At 72.0% G+C, this 26,271-nt stretch carries 24 protein-coding genes; 14 read left to right on the plus strand and 10 right to left on the minus strand.

Annotated features, from left to right (window positions below):
* Window positions 1–2: 2 nt before the first annotated feature.
* The 6 genes from ACIPJI_RS07555 to ACIPJI_RS07580 all read left to right on the plus strand — a co-directional run bounded on the left by ACIPJI_RS07555 (window position 3) and on the right by ACIPJI_RS07580 (window position 6,083).
* Entirely contained in the window at window positions 3–665 is a 663-nt protein-coding gene (locus tag ACIPJI_RS07555; protein ID WP_402244989.1) for a DUF3017 domain-containing protein, read from the plus strand.
* 111 nt (window positions 666–776) lie between these two features.
* Window positions 777–2,006, plus strand: a complete 1,230-nt coding sequence (locus tag ACIPJI_RS07560; RefSeq protein WP_307707869.1) for an NADP-dependent isocitrate dehydrogenase — start codon at window positions 777–779, stop codon at window positions 2,004–2,006.
* Between the two features lie 289 nt (window positions 2,007–2,295).
* The gene (locus ACIPJI_RS07565) at window positions 2,296–3,411 is read left to right on the plus strand and encodes a helix-turn-helix domain-containing protein (RefSeq protein ID WP_402244991.1); all 1,116 of its coding nucleotides are present in this window, start codon (window positions 2,296–2,298) and stop codon (window positions 3,409–3,411) included.
* A gap of 181 nt (window positions 3,412–3,592) precedes the next feature.
* The gene (locus ACIPJI_RS07570) at window positions 3,593–4,582 is read left to right on the plus strand and encodes a malate dehydrogenase (protein WP_402244993.1); all 990 of its coding nucleotides are present in this window, start codon (window positions 3,593–3,595) and stop codon (window positions 4,580–4,582) included.
* 128 nt (window positions 4,583–4,710) lie between these two features.
* Window positions 4,711–4,941, plus strand: a complete 231-nt coding sequence (locus ACIPJI_RS07575) for a hypothetical protein (RefSeq protein ID WP_402244995.1) — start codon at window positions 4,711–4,713, stop codon at window positions 4,939–4,941.
* Window positions 4,896–6,083, plus strand: a complete 1,188-nt coding sequence (locus ACIPJI_RS07580) for a B12-binding domain-containing radical SAM protein (RefSeq protein ID WP_402244996.1) — start codon at window positions 4,896–4,898, stop codon at window positions 6,081–6,083. The genes ACIPJI_RS07575 and ACIPJI_RS07580 overlap by 46 nt, the downstream gene beginning before the upstream one ends.
* 310 nt (window positions 6,084–6,393) lie before the next feature.
* Here ACIPJI_RS07580 and ACIPJI_RS07585 read toward each other — a convergent pair whose 3' ends face one another.
* From ACIPJI_RS07585 to ACIPJI_RS07595, 3 genes are all read right to left on the minus strand, one after another.
* A complete protein-coding gene (locus tag ACIPJI_RS07585) occupies window positions 6,394–7,059 on the minus strand; it encodes a GPP34 family phosphoprotein (RefSeq protein WP_356620619.1) in 666 nt (221 codons plus the stop codon).
* Window positions 7,060–7,219: 160 nt separating this feature from the next.
* Window positions 7,220–8,251, minus strand: a complete 1,032-nt coding sequence (locus ACIPJI_RS07590) for a hypothetical protein (protein WP_402244998.1) — start codon at window positions 8,249–8,251, stop codon at window positions 7,220–7,222.
* A gap of 52 nt (window positions 8,252–8,303) precedes the next feature.
* Window positions 8,304–9,005 (minus strand): DUF6882 domain-containing protein, encoded by a 702-nt coding sequence (locus ACIPJI_RS07595; RefSeq protein WP_402245000.1) that lies wholly within the window; start codon window positions 9,003–9,005, stop codon window positions 8,304–8,306.
* Window positions 9,006–9,259: 254 nt separating this feature from the next.
* Between ACIPJI_RS07595 and ACIPJI_RS07600 the strand changes: the two genes are divergently transcribed.
* The 5 genes from ACIPJI_RS07600 to ACIPJI_RS07620 all read left to right on the plus strand — a co-directional run bounded on the left by ACIPJI_RS07600 (window position 9,260) and on the right by ACIPJI_RS07620 (window position 16,463).
* Window positions 9,260–10,747 carry an aldehyde dehydrogenase family protein gene (locus ACIPJI_RS07600; RefSeq protein WP_307707877.1) on the plus strand — a complete coding sequence of 496 codons (1,488 nt, stop codon included), beginning with the start codon at window positions 9,260–9,262 and terminating at the stop codon, window positions 10,745–10,747.
* A 15-nt stretch (window positions 10,748–10,762) separates the two neighbouring features.
* Window positions 10,763–12,289 (plus strand): GMC family oxidoreductase, encoded by a 1,527-nt coding sequence (locus tag ACIPJI_RS07605; protein ID WP_402245002.1) that lies wholly within the window; start codon window positions 10,763–10,765, stop codon window positions 12,287–12,289.
* On the plus strand, window positions 12,289–13,344 hold the full coding sequence (locus ACIPJI_RS07610; protein WP_307707879.1) for a glycine betaine/L-proline ABC transporter ATP-binding protein: 1,056 nt from the start codon (window positions 12,289–12,291) through the stop codon (window positions 13,342–13,344). Before ACIPJI_RS07605 ends, ACIPJI_RS07610 begins: the two co-directional genes overlap by 1 nt.
* A gap of 52 nt (window positions 13,345–13,396) precedes the next feature.
* The gene (locus tag ACIPJI_RS07615; protein ID WP_402245004.1) at window positions 13,397–15,427 is read left to right on the plus strand and encodes an ABC transporter permease; all 2,031 of its coding nucleotides are present in this window, start codon (window positions 13,397–13,399) and stop codon (window positions 15,425–15,427) included.
* Window positions 15,428–15,500: 73 nt separating this feature from the next.
* On the plus strand, window positions 15,501–16,463 hold the full coding sequence (locus ACIPJI_RS07620) for an ABC transporter substrate-binding protein (protein WP_307707880.1): 963 nt from the start codon (window positions 15,501–15,503) through the stop codon (window positions 16,461–16,463).
* Window positions 16,464–16,541: 78 nt separating this feature from the next.
* Here ACIPJI_RS07620 and ACIPJI_RS07625 read toward each other — a convergent pair whose 3' ends face one another.
* Genes ACIPJI_RS07625 through ACIPJI_RS07635 form a run of 3 tightly spaced genes read right to left on the minus strand, consistent with a single transcriptional unit; the run spans window position 16,542 to window position 18,176 of the window.
* On the minus strand, window positions 16,542–16,874 hold the full coding sequence (locus tag ACIPJI_RS07625; RefSeq protein WP_402245006.1) for a hypothetical protein: 333 nt from the start codon (window positions 16,872–16,874) through the stop codon (window positions 16,542–16,544).
* Between the two features lie 50 nt (window positions 16,875–16,924).
* The gene (locus ACIPJI_RS07630; protein WP_402245008.1) at window positions 16,925–17,668 is read right to left on the minus strand and encodes an isocitrate lyase/phosphoenolpyruvate mutase family protein; all 744 of its coding nucleotides are present in this window, start codon (window positions 17,666–17,668) and stop codon (window positions 16,925–16,927) included.
* A 10-nt stretch (window positions 17,669–17,678) separates the two neighbouring features.
* Entirely contained in the window at window positions 17,679–18,176 is a 498-nt protein-coding gene (locus tag ACIPJI_RS07635) for a carboxymuconolactone decarboxylase family protein (protein ID WP_402245010.1), read from the minus strand.
* Between the two features lie 47 nt (window positions 18,177–18,223).
* Between ACIPJI_RS07635 and ACIPJI_RS07640 the strand changes: the two genes are divergently transcribed.
* On the plus strand, window positions 18,224–19,630 hold the full coding sequence (locus ACIPJI_RS07640) for a PLP-dependent aminotransferase family protein (RefSeq protein WP_356620627.1): 1,407 nt from the start codon (window positions 18,224–18,226) through the stop codon (window positions 19,628–19,630).
* A gap of 112 nt (window positions 19,631–19,742) precedes the next feature.
* Here ACIPJI_RS07640 and rocD read toward each other — a convergent pair whose 3' ends face one another.
* On the minus strand, window positions 19,743–20,978 hold the full coding sequence (rocD, locus tag ACIPJI_RS07645; protein ID WP_356620628.1) for an ornithine--oxo-acid transaminase: 1,236 nt from the start codon (window positions 20,976–20,978) through the stop codon (window positions 19,743–19,745).
* A gap of 265 nt (window positions 20,979–21,243) precedes the next feature.
* On the opposite strand from rocD, the gene glyA reads away from it, so the two are divergent.
* The gene (gene glyA, locus ACIPJI_RS07650; RefSeq protein ID WP_402245014.1) at window positions 21,244–22,512 is read left to right on the plus strand and encodes a serine hydroxymethyltransferase; all 1,269 of its coding nucleotides are present in this window, start codon (window positions 21,244–21,246) and stop codon (window positions 22,510–22,512) included.
* Between the two features lie 79 nt (window positions 22,513–22,591).
* Here glyA and ACIPJI_RS07655 read toward each other — a convergent pair whose 3' ends face one another.
* The 3 genes from ACIPJI_RS07655 to ACIPJI_RS07665 all read right to left on the minus strand — a co-directional run bounded on the left by ACIPJI_RS07655 (window position 22,592) and on the right by ACIPJI_RS07665 (window position 25,195).
* Window positions 22,592–23,260, minus strand: a complete 669-nt coding sequence (locus ACIPJI_RS07655) for a hypothetical protein (RefSeq protein WP_402245016.1) — start codon at window positions 23,258–23,260, stop codon at window positions 22,592–22,594.
* Window positions 23,261–23,526: 266 nt separating this feature from the next.
* Window positions 23,527–24,528, minus strand: a complete 1,002-nt coding sequence (locus ACIPJI_RS07660) for a hypothetical protein (protein WP_402245018.1) — start codon at window positions 24,526–24,528, stop codon at window positions 23,527–23,529.
* A complete protein-coding gene (locus ACIPJI_RS07665) occupies window positions 24,521–25,195 on the minus strand; it encodes a sigma-70 family RNA polymerase sigma factor (RefSeq protein ID WP_356620632.1) in 675 nt (224 codons plus the stop codon). Before ACIPJI_RS07665 ends, ACIPJI_RS07660 begins: the two co-directional genes overlap by 8 nt.
* Here ACIPJI_RS07665 and trpS point away from each other — a divergent pair.
* On the plus strand, window positions 25,194–26,207 hold the full coding sequence (trpS, locus tag ACIPJI_RS07670; RefSeq protein ID WP_005313162.1) for a tryptophan--tRNA ligase: 1,014 nt from the start codon (window positions 25,194–25,196) through the stop codon (window positions 26,205–26,207). The genes ACIPJI_RS07665 and trpS overlap by 2 nt on opposite strands.
* Window positions 26,208–26,271: the final 64 nt, after the last annotated feature.

A 26,271-nucleotide genomic window follows, 5' to 3' on the forward strand; every position in this document is an offset into this window, starting at 1 on the left:
CCATGGTGGTACGCGCGGACAGCAGCGGCACCCGCGGGCCGGGCGACGGCGACGGCGCCGGCGCGCCGGGTCCGGACGAGGCCGGCCCGGCCGGCACCGCTTCCGGCCCGGCCGCCGCCTCGGCGGCGGCCGGGCCGGCGTCGCGCCCCGGTGCGGCCTCCGCGGACGCCGCACCCGACACTGCCGAGGACGGCGCGGGAGCGGCACCGGGCGACCCAGCAGCGGCCGACGGGAACGGCGTCGACGACGCGGACAACGACCGCAGGACCGGCTCGCGCAGGCCGCCCGCCGTCACGCTGGACACCGCCCGGCCCGAGGGCGGCGGGCGGGCAGCGCCCCGGGACGCGCCCGCCCCGGCACGGCAGTGGCCGCTGCTGGCGGTGCTCTCCCTGACGGGAGCAGGCCTGCTGATCGTCGGCACCAACGCCTTCGCCGACGCCTTCCGTGTGGGCACGATGCTGATCGGCGCCGCTCTCGTCCTCGGAGCCGTGCTGCGCCGCGTCACGCCGTCCGTCGGCATGCTCGCCGTCCGCTCCCGTTTCACGGACATGATCACGTACGGGCTGCTCGGAACGCTGATCGTCATGCTCGCCCTGGTGGCGCAGCCGAAACCGTGGCTGGACGTGCCGTTCCTCGAAGGCGCGGTTCATTTCACGGTGCGTTAGCGCCCGGGTCCAAGGGGTCGGCCACTCACGCGAGTAGCTTGAAGTCGAGATGGCCCGGTGTCACTCAACGTGACATCGGGCCGGTCGACGCGCGAGAGGGACGTTCACCCGATGGCCAAGATCAAGGTAGCCGGTCCCGTCGTCGAGCTCGACGGCGACGAGATGACCCGCATCATCTGGCAGTTCATCAGGAACAAGCTGATCCTGCCGTATCTCGATGTCGAGCTGATCCACTTCGACCTGGGCATCCAGCAGCGCGATGCCACCGGTGACCAGGTGACACTCGACGCCGCCGACGCCGTCAAGAAGTACGGCGTCGGCATCAAGTGCGCCACGATCGCACCGGACGAGGCGAGGGTCGAGGAGTTCAACCTCAAGGCGATGTACCGCTCGCCGAACAGGACCTTCCGCGACATCCTCGGCGGCGTCGTCTTCCGCGAGCCGGTGCTCATGGAGAACGTCCCCGGGCCCGTCGCCGGCTGGACGAAGCCGATCGTCGTCGGCCGGCACGCCTTCGGCGACCAGTACCGGGCCATCGATCTCAAGGTTCCCGGCCCCGGCACGCTGACGATGACGTACACGCCCAGGGACGGCTCCGACCCGGTCGAGCTGGAGGTCCACGACTTCCCAGGCCCGGGCGTGGCGCTCGGCATGTACAACCACGACGACTCGATCCGCGACTTCGCGCGCGCCTCGTTCCGCTACGGGCTGGCCCGTGGCTACCCGGTCCTGCTGTCCACGAAGAACACGGTGCTCAAGCGGTACGACGGCCGGTTCAAGGACATCTTCCAGGAGGTCTTCGACGCAGAGTTCAAGGCGGAGTTCGCGCGAGAGGGCCTGACGTACGAGCACCGGCTGATCGACGACATGGTGGCCGCCGCGCTCCGCGGGGAGGGCGGCTACCTCTGGGCGTGCAAGAACTACGACGGCGAGGTCCAGTCGGCGCTGGTCTCGCAGGGATTCGGTTCGCCGGGGCTGATGACCTCGGTCCTGATGTCGGCCGACGGCGGGACAGTCCTGGCCGAGGCCGCCCACGGCACGGTCACCCGCCACTACCGCCGGCACCAGCAGGGCCGGGAGACGTCGACCAACCCCATCGCCTCCGTCCACGCCTGGACACGCGGACTCGCCCACCGGGGAAGGCTGGACGGCACGCCGGAGGTGACCTGGTTCGCCCGGGTGCTGGAGCAGGTGTGCGCGGAGACCGTCGAGGGCGGCCAGATGACCCGGGACCTCGCCCTGCTGATCTCGGCCAACCAGCCGTGGCAGACCACGGAACAGTTCCTTCACACGCTGGACGCCGGTCTGCAGAAGAAGATGGCCGACCGCCTGGCGCCGTGACCCGCGCCGGTCCGGGACGCGGCCGGGGCCGGCCGGCGCGGACGCGGCACGGCGAAACGGGCGACGGCGCCCGTCCTCTCCCCCGAGGGAGGACGGGCGCCGTCGTGTTTCAAGAGTCATGGACGCGCCAAATCCGTTCAAGGGACGACTGTGGCCTGTGGCACGGAAGTGACCATTCCGCCACGGTGTGATCGTCGTGCTACGGATGCGACACTGGGGCCGCATCCGAGGACCGTCGGCTGCACGGGGAGCATACAAAGCACATTCGGGGGACAAGGGGGAAGTACCAATGCCTCGTTGGAAGGAATTGCCCGAGGGGCTGGACCCGGAGGTACGCGAGTTCACCGGCCAGCTGCGCGGGCTCGTCGACCGCAGCGGCCTGAGCATCGCGGCGGTCTCCGACCGCACCGGGTACAGCAAGACGTCCTGGGAGCGTTATCTCAACGGACGGCTGCTCGCGCCCAAGGGCGCGGCCGTCGCGCTCGCCGAGGTGACCGGCACCGACACCGGCCATGTGACCACCATGTGGGAGCTGGCGGAACGCGCCTGGAGCCGCGCGGAGGCGCGCCACGACATGACGATGGAAGCGATACGGATCTCGCAGGCGCGTGAGGCGCTCGGCGGTGTCGGCGGCCAGGGCCCGACCATGCCGTCGGCCGCGCGGCCCGGCGGCGCGGGACGTGCCGCCGGGCCCAGGGACGCGGCGGGACGCGTGCCCGCCGGCGGGTACGGCCCCGGACCGCACGGCCGCACGGGAGGACCCGCCGCCGACCCGTACGGCGGCCCCGCCGTCGCCGACCCGTACGGCGGCCCCGGCGGCGCCGGCGCGTACGGCGATCCGGCCCGCCCCGGCGGGTACGGCGGCCCCGCCGCGCCCGGGGGCGGGGACGGGCGTCCGGCCAGGCGTGCCCGTAAAGGCCCGTTCGTCGTAGCCGCCGTGGTGAGCGTGCTCATCGTGGGCGCGGGCGGCTGGTTCCTCGTCAACGGCGACGGCGGTGACGGGCGTGAGGACCGGGCGACGCGAAGCCCGTCGGCCGCGCCCACCACCACCGCCCCGGAACTGCCGGCCGGGGTGAAGTGCAACGGCGCCGACTGCGCGGGCCAGGACCCGGAAATCATGGGCTGCGGCGGCGAGTACGCCAAGACCGTCTCGACGGCCACCGTCGGCACGGCGGTGATAGAGGTCCGGCACAGCCGGGTGTGCGGCGCGGCATGGGCCCGTATCACCAAGGCGGCCGTGGGGGACTCGGTGCAGATAGCCGTCGGCGGCAAGACCGCTCAGAGCGCCCTGGTCAACGCGGACAAGGACGCGTACACACCGATGGCGGCCGCGCCCGACCCGGCCGACGCCAAGGCGTGCGCCACGCTCACGACCGGCACCAAGGGGTGCACCACCGCGCCGTGACACACGCCTTGTGGCGCGGCCGGGTGAGACGCGCCACAAGGGGGCGGGGATCGGTCCGTGCCCGGGTCGGATAGCCTGACCGCTGGAAATCTCTTCACGTCAAGATTCACCTCGGGCGTGGACGAGAGGTCCCGTACGAGGGGCAGTGTTGCCCACCGCCAGCTGTCTTACGGAGATCGCCATGACCCGCACTCCCGTCAACGTCACCGTGACCGGCGCGGCCGGCCAGATCGGCTACGCGCTGCTCTTCCGTATCGCCTCCGGCCACCTGCTCGGCGCGGATGTGCCGGTCAAGCTGCGCCTTCTCGAGATCCCGCAGGGGCTCAAGGCCGCCGAGGGCACCGCCATGGAGCTCGACGACTGCGCCTTCCCGCTGCTCAAGGGCATCGAGATCACCGACGACCCGAACGTCGGCTTCGACGGCGCCAACGTCGCCCTCCTCGTCGGCGCCCGCCCCCGCACCAAGGGCATGGAGCGCGGCGACCTGCTGTCCGCCAACGGCGGCATCTTCAAGCCCCAGGGCAAGGCCATCAACGACAACGCCGCGGACGACATCCGCGTCCTCGTCGTCGGCAACCCGGCCAACACCAACGCCCTCATCGCCCAGGCCGCGGCCCCGGACGTACCGGCCGAGCGCTTCACCGCGATGACCCGCCTGGACCACAACCGCGCGATCTCGCAGCTGGCCGCCAAGACCGGCGCCTCCGTCTCCGACATCAAGCGCCTCACCATCTGGGGCAACCACTCCGCCACCCAGTACCCGGACATCTTCCACGCGGAGATCGCCGGCAAGAACGCCGCGGAGATCGTCAACGACCAGCAGTGGCTGGCCGACACCTTCATCCCGACCGTCGCCAAGCGAGGCGCCGCGATCATCGAGGCCCGGGGCGCGTCGTCCGCCGCCTCGGCCGCGAACGCCGCCATCGACCACGTCCACACCTGGGTCAACGGCACCGCCGAGGGTGACTGGACCTCCATGGGCATCCCGTCGGACGGCTCCTACGGCGTCCCGGAGGGCCTCATCTCCTCCTTCCCGGTCGTCTGCAAGGACAGCGAGTACGAGATCGTCCAGGGCCTGGACGTCAACGAGTTCTCGCGTACGCGCATCGACGCGTCCGTGCGGGAGCTCGAGGAGGAGCGCGACGCGGTCCGCGAGCTCGGCCTCATCTGAGCCCCGCGCCGCGGACGTCCGCGGCGTCCGGCGCTCGCACCACGCCCCGGCAGCCCCGCGCTGCCGGGGCGCACGTGTGTGCGGGAACTACGGGACCGGTTTCCGCAGTCTCGGCTGTCATGCGCGTGATGATGATCCTCCCGGCCCTGACCGAAGCGACCAGTCCGCTCTTCCGTCCCATCAAGTACTCGCTGTTCCCGCCGCTCGGTCTCGCGACCCTCGCGGGATACCTCGACGAGTCGGACGAGGTGACGCTGTACGACGAGCACGTCGAGCGCATCGACATCGAGGCCCTGCCCCCCCCGACCTGCTGGTGCTCCAGCCGTACATCACTTCGGCGCGCCGCAGTTACGAGATAGCCGACCACTTCCGGGCGCGGGGCGTGCATGTGGCGATGGGCGGGCTGCACGTCACCTCGCTGCCGGACGAGGCCGCGCAGCACGCGGACACCATCTTCACCGGACCGGGGGAGGAGCAGTGGCCGCTGTTCCTGAAGGACTTCCGCGACGGCGCGGCGGCCCGGCGCTACGACTCCACGGCCCAGCGCACCCTGGCCGGTCTCCCGCCGGTGCGCCGGGACCTGATCAAGCGTCACCTGTATCTCGTGCCCAACTCCATCGTGGTCTCGCGCGGTTGCCCGCACCACTGCGACTTCTGCTACAAGGACGCGTTCTTCGAGGGCGGCAAGTCCTTCTACACGCAGACCGTCGACGACGCCCTGTCGGAGATCGAGCGGCTGCCGGGCCGCCACCTCTACTTCCTCGACGACCATCTGCTGGGCAACCGGCGCTTCGCGGAAGCCCTGTTCGACGGCATGGCGGGTATGGGCCGCCTGTGGCAGGCGGCAGGCACGGTCAACTCCGTGCTTCAGCCGGGTCTGCTGGAGCGCGCGGTCGACGCGGGCCTGCGCAGCCTGTTCGTCGGCTTCGAGACCGTCAACGACGCGAACCTGGCGGAGCGCCGCAAGAACCAGAACATCGGCAAGGACTACGGCGCGGCGGTCCGCCGTCTCCATGACGCGGGGGTCATGGTCAACGCCAGCTTCGTCTTCGGCCTCGACCAGGACGGCCCGGACGTCTTCGACCGCACGGTGGAGTGGGCCGTCGAGCAGGGCATCGAGACGGCGACGTTCCACATCATGACGCCGTATCCCTCCACGGGGCTGTGGAAGCAGATGGAGGCCGAGGACCGCATCGTGCACCGCGACTGGGACCTGTACGACACCCGTCATGTGGTCTACCGGCCCAAGGGCATGACCCCCCGGCAGCTGGAGGACGGCTACTGGCGCGCCTACCGCGACTTCTACCGCTGGTCCAACATCTGGCGCGGCGCCTCCGCCCAGCCCGGCCCGCACGAGCGGATGCGGCACCTCGCGTACGCGGGCGGCTGGAAGAAGTTCGAGCCCGCGTGGGACATGCTGATCCGCTCCCGGCGGACGGTCCGCGCGATGCCCGCGCTGGAGCGCACACTCGCCGCGTTCGGCGGCCGCAAGGCGGCGTGAGCCGCCGCGCCACCGGGCCGGGCGCCCGTGACGGCCGCCCGGCCCGGCGGCTCAGCGGCGGTCCGGCTCGAGGCCCGCGCCCGGTGACGGGGCCGGCCGCAGCCAGTGGCCGTCGGTGCTCCGACCGAGCAGACGCCGCGCCCGTCCGCCGTCCGCCGTGCCGTCCCCGTCGAAAGTCCCGCCCGCGACGACAAGGCGCAGCCCCGCGATCGCCGGGGCGAGGCGGGCGGCGACGTACCGGGGGGACGAGCCGCTTCGTCGTCAGCTGACCGAGCCCTCGCTGCGGGCCGGTGACGAACCTGCCGGGGCGTCAGCCCGCCGCCGCGGCCGCCGTCATCACGGTGACCGCGACCATCGCCGCCTGCATGTCGTGGATGGCCTTACGGAGGCTGTCGCCCGCCCACTGCCCCTCGGAGATCTCGGACATCCGCGCGGTGAGCTCCTTGCGCGGCACGCCGGGGAAGGCGATGCGGTGCAGCTTGGCCGAGTGGATCAGCGCGACCAGACCCGCCGTCCGGTCGTCGGGGTCGCTCCCCTCGAGGACGACGGCGGCGAGGCGCTCGCGGAGCTCGCGCTCGGCCGCCCCGTCCGCCTCCGGGTAGCGCTTGACAGGGAAGAGGCCCAGCAGCTTGTGCTGCTCCTCCGCCACGAGACCGCGCTCACGCAGGCTCTTGATCGTGGCGGTCACGGCCTTGGAGTGGTCCTTCGTCAGCCACTCCGTGACCTTCGGGGGCCTGCGCCTGCGGCCCGCCCAGGCCGTGAGCTGCTCCAGGCGGTCGTCGAGGAGGGGGACACCGGTGGGTGACCGGTCCGTGACACGCACCCGGCCGTCGTCCACCGAGACCCGCCCGGCCATGACCAGGTCGAGCAGGATGCCACCCGCCACGGCCCATCCGGCGGACTGCCGGTCCTTCGCCGCACCGGACTCGTCGTCCAGCGACAGCAGCATGATCTCCTCGCCCAGCGTGACCGCCATGCGGGCCCCCTTTTTTCTGTTCTTTGTTGGTGGTCCGATCATTGGGACGGCCGGGTCCGCCGCTCAGTTCCCCCGGCGGCAGGCGCCGGGCGGAGCAACCGGCGCGGGCGTGCCGGGCGTTGCCGTGCCCGCGGCCCACCGGTCCGCCGACCGCCGGCCTTCAGCCCGTGGCCAGGCCCAGACCGTAGTACGTGACGCGGTAGTCGCCCACGTACGTGCCCTCACCGCCGACGATCAGGCCCGCCGGCTCCCGCACGCCGACCGCCTTCGCCGTGGCCACCAACATCTCCGCGAGCGCCCGGCCCTTGGGCTCGCCGGGGCCGCCGGCGTCGACCCGCCGGACCGGGTCGTCGTCGTCCCACCTCTCGGCGGTGGCCGGATGGTCGGCGACCGTGCCCCAGCCGAGGGCCGCCGCAGCGGCGTCGTCCTCGGCGAAGCAGGCGATCGAGAGCCGTTCGCCGCAGGCGATGTCGAAGAGGAGCGGTGCGCCGTCGTCCGTGCGGCCGTAGACCGGCATGCCGACGCTCATGCCGAGCGCGACCGTCTCGGCGGGCAGCGGGCCGAGGAAATCCGCCAGGGACGAGGTCACCGTCTCCCAACTGCGGGCGGACCAGCCGCCTGGGAAGCCCAGGCCGGCGTTGGCCGGGTCGCGGCGGTGACCGAAGTACCCGCTGATCGAGTGCTCCTCCCCGATCCCCTGCCGCCAGAACCAGTTCTCGGCCGGCCCTGTGGGCTGCAGCAGGAGCTCGGGGCCGCTCTTCCCGGCGCGCAGCTCCAGCGTGTTCGGCTCCCCGCGCCAGCGCAGGAACGGGTTGCCCCACAAGGGGCCGCTCGTGAAGAACGGGCCCATCTCGCCGTGCGAGCCCATGACCGGCGCCTTGCCGAGGGCGGCCGTCAGCTCCTCGCGCACGGCCGCGAAGGCGGCCGCCTGGGCCGCGTCGCCCGGCTCCGGCTGTCCCAACGGGATCACCAGCCCGACGTACTCCTCACCGTCGGTGTAGCGCTCCTCGTACGTGCCGGCCCGGATCGGCCGGGCCTCGCCGGTCGCCGGGCCGGTGCCGAGGACGGGCCCCGCGGCGCCCTCGGCCCAGGTCCAGCCGAGCGAGGCGGCCATGGCGCGCAGCCCCTCCGTGCTCCAGCCGCCCGTGTCCGCGGCGACGAGCCGTTCCGCCAGCTCGCTGATCGATCCCATTTCCTGCTCCCCGTTGTCGTGCGTCGTGCGCGTGCGTCGTGCGGTGTCTGCGTCAAGCGGGCGTGGGCGCACCCGAGTTGACGTGCACGGAGGCTATCCGGTCGAGATCGTCGAAGAGGACGTCGACCGTGCCTCCGTCGGGGAGCCCCGCGCTCATCCGGTCCTCGGTGCGGCGTTGCGGAAGGTCGTGGTGGCCGAAGTACCCGGAGACGACCCGGCGTGCGGATCCGCCGACGAGGCCCGCGCCGGTGAGCAGGACGCGCGGCAGGGTGATGGCGTCCGGTTCGGCGCGGGGGACCTGCGGATCGTCCGGAACCATGTAGGCGCGGCCGTCGGCGCTCGCCTGTACGCCGATGTACCCGGCGGCGCCGAGCACGCCCATCGCCGTGAACGCGAGCGTCTCGACGGCGCGGCGGGGGTCGTCGTGAGCGGCGAGGGGGACGAGTTCCTCGGTGAACTCGCTCAGGCCGTGAGCCTGCCCGTACGTGCGGAGCCGTTCTGCGGCCGCGACCACCGGTGAGCCGGCGAAGCCGGGGTTGGCCCAGGCCCACAGCCATGAGTGCTCGTTGACATCGAAGGTCCCGAGGAGCGAGATCCTCAGCTCCCGTCCGGACTGCCGGTACAGGCACTGCCCGAGGTCGGCACTCCACTCGCCGATCGGCATGAACTCGTTGAACGTCTCGAGTTGTTCGGCGCCCCAGGCGGCGTGCTGCTCGGTGAGGCTGAGGAACGGATCACTGAACTTCGCGGTCATGTACCTGACCCTATGAGGCCGGGTGGTGAGAACTTCAGGTGGGCGGTGACCCCGGTCACATTCGCCCCGTGATGCCTGTGTTGACCCCGCCGTGGGCCCGGGGTCCGGGCGGTCCGGGCGCAGCGGACGTTTCGTGAGTCAGGTCACGTTCCGTGAACCGTTCCGCATGGTTCTTGGTTCCGGGGGCAGGCGGCCAGACCGCCGGGGTGTGACCGGCGTCGGAACAAAACGGGAATGAAAGGCCAAAACGCGACGTGTCGGCAGTACAACAGACCATCCATGTGGGCGGGGAGTGGCGTTTCGCGCTGTCCGGCGCCACCCGCGACATCATCGACCCCGTCGACGGGAGCGTCTTCGCCGTCGTGGCGGAGGGCGGTGTCGCCGACACCGATGACGCTGTCGCCTGCGCGCGGGCCGCGTTCGACGACGGCACCTGGCCGCGCACCCCGGTCGCGGAGCGGGCCGCGCTGCTCCGACGCGTCGCGACCCTGCTCGAGCGGGACCGGGAGAAGATCGGCGCGCTGGAGAGCCAGGACGCGGGCAAGACCCTCGAAGAGGGGCGCGTCGACGTCGACTGCGTACGCGACGCCTTCGTCTACTTCGCCGACCTCGTCATGAACGAGAGCGGCGGCCGTGTCGTCGACGCCGGGTCGGACGACATCCACAGCGTGGTCGTGCACGAGCCCGTCGGCGTCTGCGCGCTGATCACCCCCTGGAACTACCCGCTGCTCCAGGCCAGCTGGAAGATCGCCCCCGCGCTGGCGGCGGGCAACACCCTGGTGATCAAGCCCAGCGAGATCACGCCGCTGACCACCGTCGCCCTGATCGAGCTGCTGATCGAGGCGGGACTGCCGCCCGGCGCCGCGAACATCGTCACCGGCGCCGGCGACCCCGTCGGCGCCCGGCTGGCCGAGCATCCCGACGTGGACCTCGTGTCCTTCACCGGCGGGCTCGTCAGCGGCACGAAGGTCGCCCGCGCCGCGGCCGACAGCGTCAAGAAGGTCGCCCTCGAACTCGGCGGCAAGAACCCGAACGTGGTCTTCGCCGACGCCTGCGCCACACCCGACGGGTTCGACACGGCCGTCGACCAGGCGCTCAACGCCGCGTTCATCCACAGCGGGCAGGTCTGCTCCGCGGGCTCACGGCTCATCGTCGAGGAGTCGTTGCGTGAGCGGTTCGTCGCCGAACTCGCGCGCAGGGCCGAGAAGATCCGCCTCGGGCGCGGCACCGACGACGGTGTCGAGTGCGGCCCCCTCGTCTCCGCCCAGCAGCTCGCCAGGACCGAGGAGTTCGTGGCCTCCGCGCTGGCCGAGGGCGCGGTGCTGAGGGCGGGCGGCGAGCGGCCGGAGGGACCGGGCTTCTTCTACCGGCCCACCGTCCTCGACCACTGCCACCGCTCCATGCGCGTCATCCGCGAGGAGATCTTCGGCCCCGTCCTGACGGTCGAGACCTTCCGCACCGAGGAAGAGGCCCTCGCCCTCGCCAACGACACCGAGTACGGCCTCGCCGGCGCCGTCTGGACGTCCGACGCCGGACGCGCGCGCCGGATGGCGCGGCTGATGCGGCACGGCACCGTGTGGATCAACGACTTCCACCCCTACCTGCCGCAGGCGGAGTGGGGCGGCTTCGGCAAGTCGGGCACCGGCCGTGAGCTGGGCCCCGCCGGACTCGCCGAGTACCGCGAGCCGAAGCACATCTACCAGAACCTCGCCCCGCGCCCCGTGCGCTGGTTCGCGGGCTGAGGCAGGGAACCCACCATGACCGACCACATTCACGAGTACGACTATGTCGTCGTCGGCGGCGGCACCGCCGGCTCGGTGATCGCCTCCCGGCTCACCGAGGACCCGGGCGTGAGCGTCGCCCTCATCGAGGGCGGCCCGAGCGACGTCGGCCGCGACGACGTGCTGACCCTGCGGCGCTGGATGGGCCTGCTCGGCGGTGAGCTCGACTACGACTACCCGACCACGGAACAGCCGCGCGGCAACTCGCACATCCGCCACAGCCGCGCCCGCGTGCTCGGCGGCTGCTCGTCCCACAACACCCTCATCGCCTTCAAGCCACTCCCGTCCGACTGGGACGAGTGGGCCGGAGCCGGTGCGGAGGGCTGGGACGCCGCGGCCATGGACCCGTACTTCCACAAGCTGCGCAACAACATCGTCCCCGTCGACGAGGCGGACCGGAACGCCATCGCCCGCGACTTCGTCGACGCCGCGCGGACCGCCCTCGAAGTGCCGCGGATCGAGAGCTTCAACGAGAAGCCCTTCCACGAGGGCGTCGGCTTCTTCGACCTCGCCTACCACCCCGAGAACAACAAGCGTTCGTCGGCGTCCGTCGCCTATCTGCACCCCTTCCTCGACCGGCCGAACCTGCACATCGCCCTGGAGACCTGGGCGTACCGGCTGGAGCTGGACGGCACGCGCGCCACCGGGGTGCACGTACGCGCCAAGGACGGCGAGGAGCGGACCGTACGGGCCCGCCGCGAAGTGCTCGTCTGCGCGGGAGCCGTCGACACGCCCCGGCTGCTGATGCACTCCGGCATCGGGCCGCGCGCCGACCTGGAGAGGCTCGGCATACCCGTGGTCCACGACCTGCCGGGCGTCGGCGAGAACCTGCTCGACCACCCCGAGTCGGTCATCGTCTGGGAGACCCACGGGCCCATCCCGGAGAACTCCGCGATGGACAGCGACGCCGGGCTGTTCGTACGGCGGGACCCCGCGTCCGCGGGCCCCGACCTGATGTTCCACTTCTACCAGATCCCCTTCACCGACAACCCCGAGCGCCTCGGCTACGAACGCCCCGCGCACGGCGTGTCGATGACCCCCAACATCCCCAAGCCCCGCAGCCGCGGCCGCCTGTACCTGACCAGCGCCGACCCCGAGGTCAAACCGGCCCTCGACTTCCGGTACTTCACCGACGAGGACGACTACGACGGCCGCACCCTCGTCGACGGCATCCGGATCGCGCGTGAGATCGCGAAGCAGGAGCCGCTGGCCGGCTGGCTGAAGCGGGAGGTCTGCCCGGGGCCCGAGATCACCTCCGACGAGGAGATCAGCGAGTACGCGCGCAAGGTCGCGCACACCGTCTACCACCCCGCCGGTACCTGCCGGATGGGTGCGCCCGACGACGAACTCGCCGTCGTCGACCCCGATTTGAAGATCCGCGGCCTCACCGGCGTCCGGATCGCCGACGCGTCCGTCTTCCCGACGATGACGGCCGTCAACCCGATGATCACCGTCTTGATGGTCGGGGAGAAATGCGCGGACCTGCTGGGAGGTAATGCCTGATGAGTACGCCGCCGACACCTGTGTTCTCCGTACGCGACCTGTGGAAGGTCTTCGGTCCGAAGGCGGGCCGGGTGCCCGCCGACCCCGAGCTGGGCGCCCTCGACGCCGCCGGCCTGCGGGAGCGCACCGGTTGCACCGCCGCCGTGCGTGACGTCTCCTTCGACGTCCGCAAGGGCGAGGTCTTCGTCGTCATGGGCCTGTCCGGCTCCGGCAAGTCGACGCTGGTGCGTTGCCTCACCCGGCTGATCGAGCCGACGTCGGGCGCCATCTCCATCGACGGCGAGGACGTCATGTCGATGGACGCCGGACGGCTGCGCGAACTGCGCCGCCACCGCGCGTCCATGGTGTTCCAGCACTTCGGGCTGCTGCCGCACCGCTCGGTGCTCGACAACGTCGCCTACGGTCTCGAGATCCAGGGCGTCGGCCGCGCGGAACGCCGGGCACGGGCGGCGGAGTTCGTCACCAAGGTCGGCCTCGAGGGCATGGAGTCCCGCCGTCCCGGCCAGCTGTCCGGCGGCCAGCAGCAGCGCGTCGGCCTGGCGCGGGCGCTGGCGGTCGACCCTGAGGTCCTGCTGTTCGACGAGCCGTTCAGCGCGCTGGACCCGCTGATCCGCCGCGACATGCAGGAGGAGGTCGTGCGGCTGCACCGCGAGGAGGGCCGCACCATGGTCTTCATCACGCACGACCTGAGCGAGGCGCTCAAGATCGGCGACCGGATCGCGCTGATGCGCGACGGCCGGATCGTGCAGCTCGGCACCCCCGAGGAGATCGTCGGCGAGCCGGCCGACGAGTACGTGCGCGACTTCGTCCGCGATGTGCCGCGCGAACAGGTCATGACCGTGCGCACGGCCATGCGCCCCGCCCGGGCGTCGGAGGCGGAGACCGGCCCGGCGCTCGCCCCCGGGGCGACGGTCTTCGAGGCCATCGAGGCCGTCGCCCGCACCGGCGAGACCGCGCGCGTCGTCGAGGACGGCAGGTGCCTGGGGGTGGTGGACCACGCGGCGCTGCTCGGCGTGGTCGCCGGCGTACCCGGCGGCAAGGCGGTGGCCGCATGACACGCACAGCGCGTACGCGCCACCACCGGGCAGCGGAGGGGCGGTGGCCGCGATGACCACCGCCGTCACCACTCCCGCTTCCGACAAGACTCCCGACCAGGCTCCCGAGAAGGTGAAGGCGCCCGGAAAGGCCGGCCGTCCCGCCGACGGGCGGCCGTTCCAGGACCTGATGCGTCATCCCGTCAAGGGCAAGCTGCTGGTGCTCGCCGCGCTCGCGGCCGTACTCGTACCGCTCTCGGCGGTCGTGTGGGGCAGCGGCCCGTGGCCCGGCGCGCTGAGCGTCGACATCTCCGGTCCGCTCGACGACGCCAACAAATGGGTCATCGACAACCGGGACAGCCACCCGCTGTTCCTCTACTTCCTGCTGCACCTGTCCAACACCGCCACCGATGCCGTCAGCGCCGTCTACACCGTGCTCGACGCGATGGGCTGGACCGGTGTGTTCGCCGCCGGCGTGCTGTTCGCCTGGCGCGCGGCCGGGCTCGGACGCGCCGGCGTCAAGGTCGCGGCGACGGCATTCGGCGCGTTCGCCGTGTGCGGGCTGCTCGGCATGTGGGACGCCACCCTGCTCACCATCGCCCTGATGGTGGTGGCGGTGACCTGCGCCGCGCTGCTGGGCGTGCTCATCGGACTGGCCGCAGGGCTCTCCGACAGGGTCGACCGCCTGCTGCGGCCGGTGCTCGACACCATGCAGGTGCTGCCCGCCTTCGCCTACCTGCTGCCGTTCGTGCTGGTCTTCGGCACCGGCACGCCCGCCGCCCTGTTCTGCACCGTCATCTACGCGGCCCCGCCGATGGCTCGCCTGACCACGCTCGGTCTCCGCGGCGCCGACCCCGCGGTGCTCGAGGCGGCCACGTCGCTCGGGGCGAGCCCGTGGCAGCGGCTGCGCACGGCCCGGCTGCCGCTGGCCCGCAAGCAGATGCTCCTCGGCCTCAACCAGACGATCATGATGGCGCTGTCGATGGTCGTCATCGCCGCGCTCGTCGGCGCTGGCGGCCTCGGCGAGGAGGTCTACTCGGCACTGTCGACCGTGGACGTGGGCAAGGCGCTCGCAGCCGGCATCCCCATCGTGCTGATCGCCGTCTGGCTCGACCGTACGACCGCGGCCGCCGGCGACCGGATCGGCCGGAGCACACCCGGTGGCGGCCTGCTGCACGGCCGCTCCGCCTGGGCGCTGGCAGGCGGCGGCATCGTCGCGGCCGTGCTGCTGCGCTTCGTGGCCGGCACGGCGTGGCCGGAGGGCTGGACGTTCGCCATCTCCACGCCCGTCAACAAGGCCCAGGTCTGGATCACCGAGAACCTGTCGTCCGGCATCCCGGTGCTCGGCGGCACGGAGACATGGTCGGAGCACTTCACCCTGTGGGTCCTCAACCCCATGAGGGACGGCCTGACCGCGCTGCCGTGGTGGGCGGTGCTGCTGCTGGTCGCCGCCCTGGCCTGGCTCGTCGGCACCTGGACGACGGCATTGACCGCCACGCTCGCCATGGCCGCGATCGGCGTGCTCGGCGTGTGGACGAAGTCCCTCGACACGCTCTCCCAGGTGCTCGCGGCGCTCGTCGTCACCCTCGTCCTCGGCGTGCTCGCGGGCATCGTCTGCGCCCGTGCGGGACGACTGGAACGCTGGCTGCGGCCGGTGCTCGACGCCATGCAGACGATGCCGCAGTTCGTCTACCTCATTCCGGTGGTCGCCCTGTTCGGAGTCGCCCGCGTCTCCGCGATCGTCGCGGCCGTCGTGTACGCGCTGCCCGCGGTGGTCCGCATCACCGCCCAGGGCCTGCGCGAGGTCGACCCCGCGGCGCTCGAGGCGTCCAGGTCGCTCGGCGCGTCCACCCGGCAGCAACTCCTCCGGGTCCAGCTGCCGCTCGCCCGCCCCGCGCTCCAGCTCGCTGTCAACCAGGGGGTCGTACTGGTCCTGGCCGTGGTCGTCGTCGGCGCGCTCGTCGGCGGCGGGGCCCTCGGCTACGACGTCGTCAAGGGCCTGTCCCGCGGCGAGATGGGTCTCGGAATGACGGCCGGAGTGGCGATCGTCTGCCTCGGTCTCGTACTGGACCGGATCACCCAACCGGCCCGCAAACGCGGCTGACGGCCGTGCGCCGCACCCGGCGCCTCCGCCCCACGTACCACTCACGTCCCTCACTCACAGCAGGAGCACCACCATGAACCGCACCAGAACCTTCCGCACCGCCGCCGTCGCCGCCGCCCTCGGCGTCCTCTCCCTGAGCGCGTGCAGCGCCGCGGAGACCGGCAAGAGCCAGGAAGCGGCCGGCGGTGAGAAGACCGTGAAGCTGACCGTCCCCTCCTGGGTCGGCGCGCAGGCCAACACGGCCGTCGCGTCCTACATCCTGGAGGAGGAGCTCGGCTACAAGGTCAAGACCCAGCAGATGGGTGAAGTGCTCGCCTGGGACGCCCTCTCCAAGGGCGACATCGACGCGATCATGGAGGACTGGGGTCACCCCAAGGAGGAGAAGCAGTACGTCGAGGACCGCAAGACCGTCGTGAAGGGCGGTGACCTCGGTGTCGAAGGCCACATCGGCTGGTTCGTGCCGAAGTACTTCGCCGACAAGCACCCCGACGTGACGGACTGGAAGAACCTCGACAAGTACGCCAAGGAGTTCGCCACCGCGGAGAGCGGCGGCAAGGGTGAGCTCCTCGAGGGTTCGCCCGACTACGTCACCAACGACGACGCGATCATCAAGAACCTCGGGCTGAACCTGAAGACCAACTACGCGGGTTCCGAGGCGGCGCAGATCACGGCCATCCAGAAGTACGTGAAGGCGAAGAAGCCCTTCCTCACGTACTGGTGGACCCCGCAGTGGCTGAACGCGCAGGTCGACCTCGTCGAGGTGAAGCTGCCCGAGTACAAGGAGGGCTGCGACGCCGACCCGAAGAAGATCGCGTGCGCCTACCCGAACACACCTCTGCAGAAGTTCCTCAACGCGGACTTCGCCAAGAACGGCGGCGAGGCGGCCGAGTTCCTGAAGAACTTCAAGTGGACGACCGAGCAGCAGAACGAGGTCGCGCAGATGATCGCCGGGGAGAAGATGAGCCCCGAGGCGGCCGCCGAGAAGTGGGTCAAGGCCAACGAGGCGACCTGGAAGCAGTGGCTGCCGAAGAAGTGACACCCGCGGCCCCGCCCGCACGGGCGGGCCGCGTCCGGCGCCCCGCCGGCCCTACGGACGGCGGGGCGCCGCGCATCCTCACGCGCCGCGGCGCACGGACTCCGCGGACTTCGCCAACTGCACCGCCGACAGGAGACTGAGGCCCGGAGCGGCCTCGCGCAGCGCCTTGATCGCCTCGACCGAGTCCGCCGGGCCCCGCACCCCAGCCGCCTCCATGCGCTGCCTGACCCAGCGGGCCCGCAGCTCCTCGTCCGTCGCCGCGGACGCCTCCGCGACGACGGCCAGGGCCCGCTCCAGCCCCGGCCGTTCCTCCGGGGCGGCCTGCGCCAGCGCGGCCTGGAGGGCGGCCTCGACACCGTCCGCGTCGCGCAGCACCACCACCGACAGTTCCTTCTTCGTGAGTCCGAGCATGAAGTGATCGTCTCCCGGGACCGGCCCGGAGCAACCCAAGTTGAGCGTCTTCAGAGCTTGGCCGGACTCAGCTCGTACAACTCGCGGGCCATGTCCGCCACCACCGCCTGCGTCCGCCGGTGCAGACCGGGGCCGAAGGTGATCCGGGTCGCGCCCAGCCGGCCGAGTTCGGCCAGCGGCGGGTCCGACGCGGGCGCGGAGACGTTGATCGGTGCGTCGGTGGCGGCACGCAGCAGCGGCAGCCGCGCGGACGGCACGGTGATCGGGTAGACGCAGTCCGCGCCCGCCTCGACATACAGCCGGATGCGGGCCACGGCCTGCTCGGGATCGCTCACCCCGCGCAGGAACGTGTCGACGCGGGCGTTCACGAACAACTCGTCACCCGCCTCCGCACGGACCTCGGACAGCCAGTCGGCGTGCGCCCGCGGGTTTTTGAGCCGCTTCGTCGAGCGGTCCGTGTCCTCCAGGTTGCAGCCGACCACGCCCGCGTCCAGGAGCCGTGCCACCAACTCCTTCGGCGGGAGGCCGTAGCCGTCCTCGACATCGGCGCTCACGGGGACGTCGACGGCCCGTGCGATACGGGCGACGGCCGCGAACATCTCGTCCGCGGGAGTCTCGCCGTCCTCGTGGCCGAGGGACGCGGAGACCCCCGCGCTCGGCGTCGCCAGCGCGGGGAAGCCCGCGTCGGCGAAGGCGCGGGCGCTCGCCGCGTCCCACGGCCCCGGCAGTACGAGCGGGTCTTCGGCCTTCCGGCCGTGGTGAAGGGCGCGGAACGCCTTCGCTGTCGCGGTCATCGTGTCCCCGTCAGTGCTTCAGCGAACCGGGCGTGTAGTGGCCGGGAACCAGGCGGGACGTCACGCCGAAGCGGTTCCAGGCGTTGATGACCGTGATGGCCGCGACGAGATGGGCCAGTTCGGTCTCCTCGAAGTGCTTGGCGGCCTTCTCGAAGACCTCGTCGGGCACGAAACCGTCGGTGAGCACGGTGACGGCCTCGGTCAGCTCGATCGCCGCGATCTCCTTCTCCGTGTAGAAGTGCCGCGACTCCTCCCAGGCGCTGAGCTGCACGATCCGCTCCACCGACTCGCCGGCCGCGAGCGCGTCCTTGCTGTGCATGTCGAGGCAGAACGCGCAGTGGTTGATCTGGGAGGCGCGGATCTTCACCAGCTCCAGCAGCACCGGGTCGAGGTGCCGGCGGGACGCCTGGTCGAGTTTGACCATGGCCTTGTAGACGTCCGGAGCCAGCTCCATCATGGCCAGACGGGGGGTGTGTTCGGGGACGTTGATCTCGTTCGTGGTCGTCATGGGTTCGACCGTAGAGGGCCGGTGGCGCACCGGTATGGTCCATTTCCATGACGGATTCCTGGTCCACTTTCGGTACGGACCTCCACCTCGAGGTACGCGGGCCGAAGCTGCGGCAGGGTCTGACGGACGCGCTGCGGGAGGCCGCCCGCACGGGCAGGCTCGCACCGGGGACCCGGCTGCCCTCGTCCCGCTCGCTCGCCGCCGACCTGGGGATCGCCCGCAACACGGTCGCCGACGCCTACGCGGAACTGGTCGCGGAAGGCTGGCTCACCGCACGGCAGGGATCCGGCACCCGGGTCGCCCGCCGCTCCGCGCCCCGCAAGAGCGCACCCGGCACGGCGAGGACCCGCCCGGCCCGCGGCCGGCCCGCCTACAACCTGCTGCCCGGCAGTCCCGACCTGGCCTCCTTCCCCCGCGCGGAGTGGCTCAAGGCGGCCCGCCGGGCGCTGGTCGCCGCTCCCCACGAGGCCTTCGGTTACGGAGACGCGCGCGGACGCGTCGAGTTGCGGACCGTGCTGGCCGACTACCTGGCGCGCGCCCGTGGCGTGCACGCCGACCCCGATCGCATCGTGATCTGCTCCGGCTTCGTGCACGGGCTCATGCTGATGGGCAAGGTGCTGCGGCAGCGCCGGGTCAGAGAGGTGGCGGTCGAGTCGTACGGACTCGACGAACACCGCAACGTGCTGACCGAGGCGGGACTGCGCATCCCGGCCCTCCCCTTCGACGAACTGGGCACCGACCCCGCCGGGTTGGGCGAGGGCGCGCTGCGGGGAGTCGGAGCGGTGCTGATGACACCCGCCCACCAGTTCCCCGTGGGGATGCCGCTGCACCCGGACCGGCGGACCGCCGCCGTCGACTGGGCCCGCAGGACGGGCGGCCTGATCCTCGAGGACGACTACGACGGGGAGTTCCGCTACGACCGCCGGCCCGTCGGCGCGCTCCAGGGCCTCGACCCGGAGCGCGTCGTCCACATGGGCACGGCGAGCAAGTCCCTGGCCCCCGGACTGCGGCTGGCGTGGATGGTGCTGCCCCAGAGCCTGGTGGGGGAGGTGCTCGCGGCCAAGGGCGGCGTCGAGTGGACGTCGAGCTCACTCGACCAGCTCACCCTGGCCGAGTTCATCGCGTCCGGCGCCTACGACCGGCATGTACGGGGCATGCGGCTGCGTTACCGGCGACGCCGCGACCATCTGGTGCGGCAGCTGGGGGAGCACGCTCCGGGAATCCGGGTGAGCGGGATCGCCGCCGGGCTGCACGCGGTCCTCGAACTGCCGCCCGGCACCGAGCAGTCCGCCGTGCGGGCCGCGGCCTGGCACGGTCTGGCCGTCGAGCCGATGGGCCGCTTCCGGCACACGGACGCCCCACCACGCGGCGACGCGCTCGTCGTCGGCTACGCGACCCCGTCGGACAGCGCGTGGTCGGGCGCGCTGGACGCGCTGTGCCGTTCGCTGGCGTAGGCAACGTTCCGACCGCACGCTTCACGGTCCCGCGTACGCGTCGCCGGGCCGGGGCGGCCCGGCCCGGCGACGTCCGGCCCGGCTCCCTCCGGCCCGGCACCGGCCCGGCCGGTCACGTCGTCGGCGCGGACGCGTGTGCGGCTCGGTCCGTCAGTACCGCCCGGAGCTGGGCAAGCCCCCAGTCCAGGTCCTCCTCGCTGATCACCAGCGGCGGAGCGATCCGGATCGTGGCGCCCTGCGTCTCCTTCACCAGCACCCCGCGGTCCATCAGCTTCTCCGAGACCTCCCGGCCGGTGCCGCGGTCCGGCGCGATGTCCACGCCGGCCCACAGCCCGCGTCCCCGCACGGCCGTCACCGCGCCGTCGGCGGCCAGCAGGCCCAGCTCCCGGTGGAGACGCTCACCGAGCTCGGTGGCCCGCCGCTGGAACTCGCCGGTGCGCAGCATCGCCACCACCTCCAGCGCGACGGCGCACGCCAGCGGGTTCCCGCCGAACGTCGAACCGTGCTCCCCCGGCCGGTGGACGCCGAGTACCTCCGCCGAGGACACCACCGCGGAGACCGGAACCACTCCGCCGCCCAGCGCCTTGCCGAGCACGTACATGTCCGGCACCACGCCCTCGTGCTCGCAGGCGAACGTCCTGCCCGTGCGGCCGAGGCCGGACTGGATCTCGTCCGCGACGAACAGCACGTTCCGCTCGCGGGTGAGCGCGCGGACGCCCGGCAGGTACCCGGCCGGTGGCACCAGCACCCCGGCCTCACCCTGGATCGGCTCCAGCAGCACGGCCACCGTGTTCTCCGTGACCGCCGCGGCCATCGCGGTCAGGTCCCCGTACGGGACGATCTCGAACCCGGGCGTGTAGGGCCCGTGGTCGGCCCGAGCCACCGGATCGGTCGAGAAACTGATCAGCGTGGTGGTCCGGCCGTGGAAGTTGTTCGCCGCCACCACGATCTTGGCCATGTTGTCCGGCACCCGCTTCACCCGGTACCCCCACTTGCGGGCGGTCTTGACGGCCGTCTCCACCGCCTCCGCACCGGTGTTCATCGGCAGGACCGTCTCCATCCCGCACAGCTCCGCGAGCTGCGCGCAGAAATCCCCGAACCGGTCGTGATGGAAGGCGCGCGAGGTCAGCGTGACCCGTTCCAGCTGCGCCTTCGCCGCCTCGACGAGCCGGCGGTTGGAATGTCCGAAGTTGAGGGCCGAGTATCCCGCGAGCAGGTCCAGGAAGCGGCGTCCTTCGACATCCGTCATCCAGGCGCCGTCCGCCGAGGCGACGACGACCGGCAACGGGTGGTAGTTGTGCGCGCTGTGCGCCTCCGCGGCGGCGAGGGCGGATGTCGAGCTCGGCACGGGGCCTCCGATCGTCGGGACGGACCTCCGGCGCCGGCGCGGCCGGCGCTCCCCTCCATCGTCGCTCGCCGGCCACGGCTCGCAGTGTGGACGAAACCGCGCGGCGGCCCGGCGGGCCGCTAGTGTGGGCGGCACGCACGGTGACTGGCGTACGGGGAAACGACCCCGAGGAAGCCGTGCGCGGGCTTTCGCACGAGGTGTCGCCCCGCCTGGGCACCCCGGGAACACGACCGACGACCACGGATCGCCCCGGAGGACCATTCCCATGACCCTTCCCCTCTCCCACCCCGCCCTCTCCGCGACCGACCCGGAGCTCGCCGCTCTCGTGGGCGCGGAGGAGCAGCTCCAGTCCGAGACGCTGCGGCTCATCCCCAGCGAGAACTACGTCTCCCAGGCCGTGCTCGAGGCCTCCGGCACGGTGCTCCAGAACAAGTACAGCGAGGGCTACGCCGGCCGCCGGTACTACGAGGGCCAGCAGAACATCGACCAGGTCGAGCGGCTCGCCGTCGCCCGCGCCAAGTCGCTCTTCGGCGTCGAGCACGCCAACGTCCAGCCGTACTCCGGCTCGCCCGCCAACCTCGCCGTGTATCTCGCCTTCGCCGAGCCCGGTGACACCGTGATGGGCATGGCCCTGCCCATGGGCGGCCACCTCACCCACGGCTGGGGCGTCTCCGCCACCGGAAAGTGGTTCCGCGGCGTCCAGTACGGCGTACGCCAGGACACCGGCCTCATCGACTTCGACGAGGTGCGCGAGCTCGCCCTCAAGGAACGGCCCAAGGTCATCTTCTGCGGCGGCACGGCGCTGCCGCGCACCATCGACTTCGCCGCCTTCGCGGAGATCGCCCGGGAGGCCGGCGCCGTACTCGTCGCCGACGTCGCGCACATCGCCGGCCTGATCGCGGGCGGCGCCCACCCCTCGCCCGTGCCGCATGTCGACGTCGTGTCCACCACCACCCACAAGACGCTCCGCGGGCCGCGCGGCGCGATGCTGATGTCCCGTGAGGAACACGCCAAGGCCATCGACAAGGCCGTGTTCCCCGGGCTCCAGGGCGGTCCGCACAACCAGACCACCGCGGCCATCGCCGTCGCCCTCCACGAGGCCGCGCAGCCCTCCTTCCGCGACTACGCCGCCCAGGTCGTCGCCAACGCCAAGGCACTCGCCGAGGCGCTGCTCGCCCGTGGTTTCGACCTGGTGTCCGGCGGGACCGACAACCACCTGATCCTGATGGACCTCACCTCCAAGGACGTCCCCGGCAAGGTGGCGGCCAAGGCGCTCGACCGGGCCGGGATCGTCGTCAACTACAACACCGTCCCTTACGACCCGAGGAAGCCGTTCGACCCGTCCGGCATCCGCATCGGCACGCCGTCCCTGACCTCCCGAGGCCTCGGCACGGAGCACATGGCCGCCGTCGCCGCGTGGATCGACCGGGGTGTCACCGCGGCCGGCAAGGGCGACGAAGACGAGCTCGCCGCGATCCGCGCCGAGGTGACCGACCTGATGGCCGCGCACCCGGCGCCTGGCCTCCCGGCCTGAGCCGTCGAAATCCGGGTCGCGCCGGGCCGGGCCGACGAGGCCCCGGTCCGGCCGCCCGCCCGGCCGCGTCGCCGCGCTCCTAGGGAGCGTCCAGCAGTTCTTGGCGCGGGCCCGGGTCGCCGGTGCCACGGCGGAACGGGAAGGACGGCAGCAGCCGACGGAGGAGAAGAGCGAGGGCCGCGCCGGCCGCCAGGCCCGGTATCGACCACCACCAGCCGGTCGTGGGGGTCGACGCCGCCGCCGTCGGCCGGAGCCGGTCCTGTGCCGCCGAGGTGTCGGCCGAGCCGGCCGAGGTTTCCTCCGCCGCGCCGGCGTCCTGCTCCCACGGCGCCGGGTATCCCGCGCCCCCGCCCCCGGACGGCGACTTCTCGCCCATCAGCCCCAGCTCGCCCAACAGCTCGACCAGCTCTCCGGGCCGCTGCGCCGTGTGCCAGGTCCCCTGCTCCCCGCCGCTCTCCCTCGAGGTGTGTATCCACACGGTGTCGCGCTCGTCGCCCGGATACACACGGTCGACCCGCCACGGATCCACGTCGTGGACCATCCACGTCACTGTGATCTGCCGTGTCCCTGTCGCCATGTCGAGGGACGGCGGCCGCTCCTTCGTGCCGTCGGAACCGGTCGGCCCCAGCAATTCCGTCAGCGTCGCGTACTCCTTGTCGGAGTGGTACAGCGAGGCCGTCTCGCCGCTCTCCGGAGAGGTGAGGAACACGCTCGTCGGCCCGCCGGCCGCGGCCACAGGCGCGAACACCCACGTGAGCGCGACCAGGACCGTCAGTGCGGCAACTCGTCGTAGCAGTCGCATACTTCCCCCAGCCGACGCACGGCCCGGACCGTCCGCACCCGCGTCACCTCTGGTACACCGCCCGAGCGCCTCGGGTTCCGTCCCGGCAGCGAAAATCCTTGACGGATCTCGCGGGTCTCGCCGGTCTTGCGGTCACGAAGCCGGCGGCAATGAGGCCACGAAGCCACCGGTCCACCGGTTCCGCGGCGCTCGCGGGGCGTGCGGGCCGGCCGTCACAGGGCCGACTCGGCGATCTCCTCCGCACGCCGCACCGACGCCACACCCTCCAGCCGCAGCGTGGTCACGGCGTCGGCCGTCGTCCACAGCAGCGTCGGGCCCGCCGTCCGCTCGGCCTGTACCCAGTCGTCGCCGTGGGCGTCGGTCATCATGAAGCGCAGCCGGTGCGGTTCGGAGAACCACAGTCCGGTCGACTTCAAAGTGCCTGTCCCCGTCCCGTCGTCGCCCAGCATCAGCCACTGCGGCATCAGCCTGGCCTGCTTGGCGAAGCCGATGTCCAGCCGCGCCGGGAACTCGTCCAGCCGGACCGTCCTGCCGTCCTCGCGCCAGCACAGGCTCACCACCGAGCGCCCCTCCGGCCCCACCGCCACCGACACCGCCTCCGGGTCGCCCAGCGCGCCGGGCACCCGGGGCGTGAACCCGGCCCGCCGGCCCGCCTCCGCGAGTCCGACCGGGTCCTGGCACCAGGGCACGGCGGCGGCCTTCGACGGCCGGGCGGTGGGGTCGTGGTGCACCTCGACCCCACCGAAGCCGAACCAGTCGGCGACAGCCGCCCGCACGGGCGGGGTCAGCACCAGGACCACCAGCACTCCCGACAGGCCCACCGACAGGGCGCGCCACCGCCGGCGCAGCCACCGCACCGCCCGCTTCCTCCGGGCAACGGCCGGGGCCCGGGGGCCGCTCAGCGCCACCGCCTCCGGCGTGGCCGGCGTCGCGTCCGACTCGGCGAGGAGCTGCGCCAGGACCCGTTCCGCCATGGTCTCGCCGTCCACGTCCGGGATGCGGATGCCCCGCCCCAGCCCGCGCAGCTCCTCCACCAACTCCTCGTGCCCGCCGTGCGCCGGCCCGCGCTGCTCGCGGCCGTCGTGCCCCTCGCGGGCCTCATGCCGTCCCTCGTGGCGCTCCTGCCCGTGCTGCGCCGGCGCCCGTGGTGCCTCCTCACGGGCCTCACCGGCGCCCGTGCCCCGCTCCTCGCGCCCTTCGGCCCCGTCAGCCATGCCCCTCACCTCCCTCACCCCTCATCAGCTGCCCCAGCCGGGTCAGCGCGCGGTTCAGCCGGGACTTGACCGTGCCCCGCGGGCAGCCGATCGCCTCCGCCGTCTCCGCCTCGTCCATCTCCAGCAGATAGCGGTAGGTGACGACCTGTCGCTGCTCCTCGGTCAGCTCGGCCAGCGCCGTGAGCAGCACCCCGCGCCGCTCCCGCGCGACGGCGGCCAGCGCCGGATCTGCCGACTCGGGTATCAGCGGCTCGGGTCCCAGCAGCAGTGCCTCCCGGCCGGCGACCGCACGTAACCGCACCACCGAACGCACTGTGTTCCTCGTCTCATTGGCGACGATCCGGAGCAGCCACGGCCGGAACGCCGCCCCTTCCCGGAAGCGCCCCAGCGCCTGATACGCCTTGAGGAACGCGCTCTGCACCACGTCCTCCGCGTCCGCGCCCGCTCCGAAGGCCACCGCCGCCCGCAGCGCGACCGCCGTGTGCGCGCGGACCAGCTCCGCGTACGCCTCCGGCTCTCCGGCGCGCACGCGGGCGATCACCGCGCCCTCGGCATCGACGAGGCGGCCCCCCTCCGGACCCCGCTCGAGGGTCCCCTCCCGCGTCCTCACACCATTGATACACCGGCGGCCGGAGATCGGTTCCGCACCTGAGAGAATGGTGTGCATGGCCTCATCCCGACCCCGCGCGCTCTCCGGTATCCAGCCCACCGCCGGTTCGTTCCACCTCGGGAACTACCTCGGCGCCATCCGCCAGTACGTCGCGCTGCAAGAGACCCATGACGCGTTCTACATGGTCGTGGACCTGCATGCGATCACCGTGCCGCAGGACCCGGCAGAGCTGCGTGCGAACACCCGGCTCGCCGCTGCCCAGCTGCTCGCGGCCGGTCTCGACCCCGAGCGGTGCACCCTGTTCGTGCAGAGCCATGTTCCGGAGCACGCCCAGCTCGGGTGGGTCATGAACTGCCTCACGGGCTTCGGTGAGGCCTCGCGCATGACCCAGTTCAAGGACAAGTCGGCCCGGCACGGCGCCGACCGTGCCACGGTCGGTCTCTTCACGTACCCGATCCTCCAGGTCGCGGACATCCTGCTGTACCAGGCGGACGCGGTGCCGGTCGGCGAGGACCAGCGCCAGCACGTCGAGCTCACCCGCGACCTCGCGGAGCGCTTCAACGGCCGCTTCGGCCGGACGTTCACCGTCCCCGCGCCCTACATCGTCAAGGAGGTCGCCAAGATCTACGACCTCCAGGACCCGACGATCAAGATGAGCAAGTCGGCCTCCACGCCCAAGGGCCTGATCAACCTCCTCGACGAGCCGAAGACGACGGCGAAGAAGGTCAAGAGCGCCGTCACCGACACCGACACGGTGATCCGCTTCGACGCCGAGGAGAAGCCGGGCGTCAGCAACCTGCTCACGATCTACTCCACCCTCACGGGTACGGCGATCGCCGATCTGGAGCAGAAGTACGAGGGCAAGGGCTACGGTGCGCTCAAGACGGACCTGGCTGAGGTGATGGTCGACTTCGTCACACCGTTCCGGACCCGTACGCAGGAATACCTGGACGACACGGAGACGCTGGACTCGATCCTGGCCAAGGGCGCGGAGAAGGCCCGTGCGGTCGCGGCGGAGACGCTGGCCGACACGTACGACAAGTTGGGATTCGTCCCCGCCAAGCACTGAGCCGGAAAGAGTCGGAGGACCTGTGTCCAAGGACTCTGGCCACAGCGAGGGTGCAGCCGCCACA

Source organism: Streptomyces sp. NPDC086835, from assembly GCF_044745705.1.
Classification (GTDB): domain Bacteria; phylum Actinomycetota; class Actinomycetes; order Streptomycetales; family Streptomycetaceae; genus Streptomyces.

Coding starts and splice junctions, on each gene's coding strand:
- ACIPJI_RS07660 (WP_402245018.1), bottom strand. CDS start 24,528: ATGGCTGACGGGGCCGAAGGGCGCGAGGAGCGGGGCACGGGCGCCGGT.
- trpS (WP_005313162.1), top strand. CDS start 25,194: ATGGCCTCATCCCGACCCCGCGCGCTCTCCGGTATCCAGCCCACCGCC.
- ACIPJI_RS07635 (WP_402245010.1), bottom strand. CDS start 18,176: ATGACGACCACGAACGAGATCAACGTCCCCGAACACACCCCCCGTCTG.
- ACIPJI_RS07575 (WP_402244995.1), top strand. CDS start 4,711: ATGATGATCCTCCCGGCCCTGACCGAAGCGACCAGTCCGCTCTTCCGT.
- ACIPJI_RS07610 (WP_307707879.1), top strand. CDS start 12,289: ATGAGTACGCCGCCGACACCTGTGTTCTCCGTACGCGACCTGTGGAAG.
- glyA (WP_402245014.1), top strand. CDS start 21,244: ATGACCCTTCCCCTCTCCCACCCCGCCCTCTCCGCGACCGACCCGGAG.
- ACIPJI_RS07565 (WP_402244991.1), top strand. CDS start 2,296: ATGCCTCGTTGGAAGGAATTGCCCGAGGGGCTGGACCCGGAGGTACGC.
- ACIPJI_RS07665 (WP_356620632.1), bottom strand. CDS start 25,195: ATGCACACCATTCTCTCAGGTGCGGAACCGATCTCCGGCCGCCGGTGT.
- ACIPJI_RS07585 (WP_356620619.1), bottom strand. CDS start 7,059: ATGGCGGTCACGCTGGGCGAGGAGATCATGCTGCTGTCGCTGGACGAC.
- ACIPJI_RS07640 (WP_356620627.1), top strand. CDS start 18,224: ATGACGGATTCCTGGTCCACTTTCGGTACGGACCTCCACCTCGAGGTA.
- ACIPJI_RS07555 (WP_402244989.1), top strand. CDS start 3: ATGGTGGTACGCGCGGACAGCAGCGGCACCCGCGGGCCGGGCGACGGC.
- ACIPJI_RS07625 (WP_402245006.1), bottom strand. CDS start 16,874: ATGCTCGGACTCACGAAGAAGGAACTGTCGGTGGTGGTGCTGCGCGAC.
- ACIPJI_RS07590 (WP_402244998.1), bottom strand. CDS start 8,251: ATGGGATCGATCAGCGAGCTGGCGGAACGGCTCGTCGCCGCGGACACG.
- ACIPJI_RS07620 (WP_307707880.1), top strand. CDS start 15,501: ATGAACCGCACCAGAACCTTCCGCACCGCCGCCGTCGCCGCCGCCCTC.
- ACIPJI_RS07605 (WP_402245002.1), top strand. CDS start 10,763: ATGACCGACCACATTCACGAGTACGACTATGTCGTCGTCGGCGGCGGC.
- ACIPJI_RS07595 (WP_402245000.1), bottom strand. CDS start 9,005: ATGACCGCGAAGTTCAGTGATCCGTTCCTCAGCCTCACCGAGCAGCAC.
- ACIPJI_RS07615 (WP_402245004.1), top strand. CDS start 13,397: ATGACCACCGCCGTCACCACTCCCGCTTCCGACAAGACTCCCGACCAG.
- ACIPJI_RS07560 (WP_307707869.1), top strand. CDS start 777: ATGGCCAAGATCAAGGTAGCCGGTCCCGTCGTCGAGCTCGACGGCGAC.
- ACIPJI_RS07570 (WP_402244993.1), top strand. CDS start 3,593: ATGACCCGCACTCCCGTCAACGTCACCGTGACCGGCGCGGCCGGCCAG.
- ACIPJI_RS07630 (WP_402245008.1), bottom strand. CDS start 17,668: ATGACCGCGACAGCGAAGGCGTTCCGCGCCCTTCACCACGGCCGGAAG.